This window comes from Streptomyces sp. NPDC005408, assembly GCF_040606445.1.
GTDB lineage: Bacteria > Actinomycetota > Actinomycetes > Streptomycetales > Streptomycetaceae > Streptomyces.
Window position 1 is genome coordinate 1 of sequence record NZ_JBEXEX010000121.1, and the last position, 3,936, is coordinate 3,936.

Below are 3,936 nucleotides of genomic sequence, written 5' to 3' on the forward strand. Positions count from 1 at the left end.
GAGCCAACGTCCTGTGGGCCATGCTCCGTGACGGTGCGCTCTACCAGGCCTGACCGCCAGTCACCGCAGCGCCTTGACAACGGCATTGGGAAGTGTCACATCCTCTTTTCGCAGGTCACGGAGGCGTGAAGGATGGTACTGATCCCGTTTGCCGTTCGGTTGGGCGTCGATGGTCGCCGTTCCGAACGACAACGGCAGCACGCTGGTCTTCAGACGGCTGCGAGGGTGACCGGCAATGCCTCGGTCTGGCGACGGGGGTGGGCCAGGCGGCGGGACATGAGGGTGATGAAGGCCCACTGGATGTGGGCTTCCGCGTGGGACATCAGGCGTTCGTAGTCCCTTGCGTTGCGCCGGGCCCGCATCGTCCATGAGTTACTCCGTTCCACCACCCACCTCTTCGGCAGCAGAACGAAGCCCTTGGCGTCCTTGGGACGGGGGACGACCTTGATCGTGATGCCCAGGGTGTCCTGGGCCCAGGCGCTGAACTCCTCGCCTCCGTAGCCGTTGTCCGCCCAGACCAGGACGATTTCGGGGTGTTCGGCGTGGAGGCGGGTGAGCAGGATGCGGGCCGCGTCGCGGTCCTGGACGTCGGCAGGGGTGACCAACAGGTCGACAAGCAGGCCGTCCTGGTCAACAAGGAGATGTCGCTTCCTGCCATTGATGCGCTTGTTCGCGTCATATCCGCGCGTCGCGTGCGACACGGTCTCCGCGCCTTTGACGGACTGGGAGTCCACGATCACCCGGACCGGCCAGGGACAGCGCCGGCGACGCAGCCGCAGACGTCGGCGGAGCTGGTCGAGAATCCGCTTGAGTGCGCCGGCCTTTGCCCAGCGGGCGAAGTAGCCGAACACGGTGCGCCACGGGATGCCGAAGTCGGCGGGCAGCGCCCTCCACTTCGCCCCGTTGTCGGTGATGTAGCGGATCGCGTCGACCACGCGGCGCCGGGGCCACTTCTCCGGGGCCCCGCCCTTCGGGGTCTGGCAGGCGGGAGTCGGGAGGAGCGCCTTGAGCAGGGCCCATTCGACGTCGGTGGTGTCGGAGGGGTAGCGGTAGCGGGGCAGCAGCATGACGGTGCCGGGCCGCGACCAGTGGATGGGGCCAACTGCGGGACGGTCGCGGCCCGTTGCCTCTCGTGCTCCGGTTCACTCCAGGCTGGCCAGCAGCTGAAGGGTGGACTCAATCGCCCCCATCTGCGCCATGACCGTGCGGATGTAGGGGTCGTTCGGGGTCTTCTTCTGGTGCGGGAGAAGGGTCCCGGCGATGAAGTTCTCCACCCGGTGGTGGACGGTCTCGAAAAACGCCCGCTCGTAGCCGATCCACACCTCCGGCGCGTCGTCCAACATGCGGTATCCCCATCGTTTGTCCCAGGTCACGGGCGGCAGGCCCTTAGCCGCCGCAACCTTGCGCAGATGCGCGAGCCCGGTGGGGACCTGCGCGCGGGTGCGTTCGGTGGCGGCCATCAGCTGGACGATGGTCAGGCCGGCGGGACGCGCTTCCAGCAGGGCGCTGAGGACCGCTTCGGCGTGGACGTGAGCGGGGACCCCCCGCCCCATCGCCTACTCACCCGAGCCCTTCAGCAGCTTCTCCAGCTGCTCGTCCAGGTCGACCTCACCGTGGGTCACGGCGTTCTCGATCCAGTCCGCCGCGGCACGTACCCGCGAAAGTCCCCGCCCGATCGTCTCCCGCTCGCCGTCGTCGTAATGCTCGCCGCGCAGATTCGGCACGATCCTGCCCGCCGTGGCCACGAACTGCGCGCAGGCCGCGACCATGTCCATGAACTGCGCGCTGTGCTCCATGCGCTGCAACTGCGGGGCGGCCTCCTGGTGCACGAACTGGGCCTGCTGGCGGAACCGGTCGAACTGCGCCTCATTAACGGCATGCCGGGCGGTGTCATCGGCCATCGCCTTCGAGGCGACCGCCGGACGGCGCAGGAAGTCGGTGGTCACCACCGCCGCGACCGCGTCATCGGCGGCCAGGTCGTGGATGGCCTCCACCTTCTCCTGGACGCTTTCTGGGGAGTCGACCTTCCAGCCCACCACCCGCTTCGCACTGTCGTGCGTCCACCTCGCAGGGCCTCCACGGGGGCTGGGCGGGGGGTTGTTGACCGCCTCGAACCGCTCCTGCTCATCGGGGATGCTGGCCAGGACCTTGTGGATGGTGTGCGAGACATCCGCCCGCCGGCGCTCCTTCGGCCAGCGCGAGGACACCCACCGGTAGCTCCGGACCGTCGTATAAGCCAGCCCCACGTCTTCAGCGAACATCCGGATGGCCTCGCTGACGGTGAACAAGTCGTCCTTCCCGGACGGATTCGCACCCCCATACGAGCGCATCGGCTCGATCTCCACAGCCGCATCACCGAGACGCCACTGGGCACTGCTCATCGTGGCCACCCAGTCCCGCCCCAGCTTGACCAGCTCGTCATAGCGATCCCGGGTCACACTGCCGACCATCGCGGGCATCCGGACACCACCCTCCGGCGGACCCGGGTGCGGCACCCTTCATGCCGCCAACTCGCCCCGGCAGACCGTCACTTCGCACCATCCGACCGGCTCCAGGTCCCTGCCAGGGCGCACGGCCCCGCAGTGAAGCACCATGACAGCCGCCGAATGCGCGGTCTCACAACCCGGCGTCCGCCGCACGCCGCCGGTGCCACGCCCGTTTGCGGCAACGGGGAGAGCAGTACGCTGCCGAGACAGGACGTTCGACCTCGACCGTCCAGGACGCCCCGCACTCCGGGCAGCTGGCCGTCACACCGGCCTGCACCGCCTCGGTCCTCGCCCGCGCCCGCCGCATCCGCCGCCAGTGCCGCGACCGGCAAGCGGACGAACAGAACACCGCCGTCGCCCTCACTCCCGGCATCAGCGGACCACCGCACCCACGGCACAGCCGCGGCCCGGTGTCGCCGTCCGCGACCACGACCAGCCGCAGCCGGGGCGCCCCGTCCCTGCCCATACGGTCACCGTACGAAGCAAGAGTCGCTGTCGGGAGTCCCCACCGCGACGCTAGCCACGGTTCGAGTCATAGCCCCACCGAGCCCGGCGGGTCTGCCGCACGATCGGGTGACATCTTGACGTGCCCCACCTCTCAGGTTCCAGTTCTGGTGGCTAACTGACGGCCTTCACGAAAGGCTGCCGGACATGCCCCGCGCCTACCCCGCTGAGTTCCGCGCCCGTGCCATCGCGCTGGTTCGGGCAGGGAAAGAACAGAAGCAGACCGCCGTTGAACTCGGCATCCATCCGGTCACGTTGTCGAAGTGGTTGCGCCAGGACGACATCGACAACGGCCGACGGCCTGGCAGGATCTCGGAGGAATCCGCAGAGCTGAGTGCAGCGCGTCGACGGATCCGTGAGTTGGAAACCGAGCTTGAGATCGTCCGCAAGGCCGCCAAGTTCCTCGGCGAGGACAAGCCGGCCCCAAAAGGCTCTACCCGGTGATCGACCGCCTCGTCGATGCCGGGGCACCGGTCGATCGATGCTGCCGGATCCTCGGGGTCGCCCGGCAGAACTACTACAAGCACAAACGCACCCCCACCACACCGCGGCAGCTGCGGCGGGAGTGGCTGACCGGGCTGATCCGCGAGGTCCATGTGGCTTCACGGGGCACCTACGGCTACCGCCGCATACACGCCGAGCTCACCATGGGAATGGGAATCCAGGTGTGCTCGAGGACCGTGTCGGTGCTGATGACACAGGCCGGGATCTACGGACTGCCCGGACCGGTGCGAGTGAAGCGCCTGCGTGGCGTCGTCACCGCCGACGACCTGGTCAACCGCAAGTTCCATCGGCTGCGCCCCAACGAGCTGTGGGTCACCGACATCACGCAACACCGCACCAGGGAAGGGTGGGTGTACTGCGCGGCGGTCCTGGACGCGTTCAGCCGCAAGATCGTGGGCTGGTCGATCGACTCCCGACAGGACTCCACCCTCGTGGTCAACGC

Annotated in this window: 3 protein-coding genes and 1 pseudogene; 1 reads left to right on the forward strand and 3 read right to left on the reverse strand. The window is 68.2% G+C overall.

Annotated features, from left to right (window positions below; translation table 11 throughout):
• Positions 1–209: 209 nt before the first annotated feature.
• The 3 genes from ABZS64_RS39080 to ABZS64_RS39090 all read right to left on the reverse strand — a co-directional run bounded on the left by ABZS64_RS39080 (position 210) and on the right by ABZS64_RS39090 (position 2,459).
• The gene (locus ABZS64_RS39080) at positions 210–1,067 is read right to left on the reverse strand and encodes an IS5 family transposase (RefSeq protein WP_355839949.1); all 858 of its coding nucleotides are present in this window, start codon (positions 1,065–1,067) and stop codon (positions 210–212) included.
• A gap of 75 nt (positions 1,068–1,142) precedes the next feature.
• A complete protein-coding gene (locus tag ABZS64_RS39085) occupies positions 1,143–1,553 on the reverse strand; it encodes a RacP protein (RefSeq protein WP_355839951.1) in 411 nt (136 codons plus the stop codon).
• Positions 1,554–1,556: 3 nt separating this feature from the next.
• Positions 1,557–2,459, reverse strand: coding sequence for a DUF6192 family protein (locus ABZS64_RS39090; RefSeq protein WP_355839953.1), 903 nt, complete (start codon positions 2,457–2,459; stop codon positions 1,557–1,559).
• A 678-nt stretch (positions 2,460–3,137) separates the two neighbouring features.
• Between ABZS64_RS39090 and ABZS64_RS39095 the strand changes: the two are divergent.
• Positions 3,138–3,936: pseudogene (locus tag ABZS64_RS39095) on the forward strand (IS3 family transposase); the annotation flags it as partial.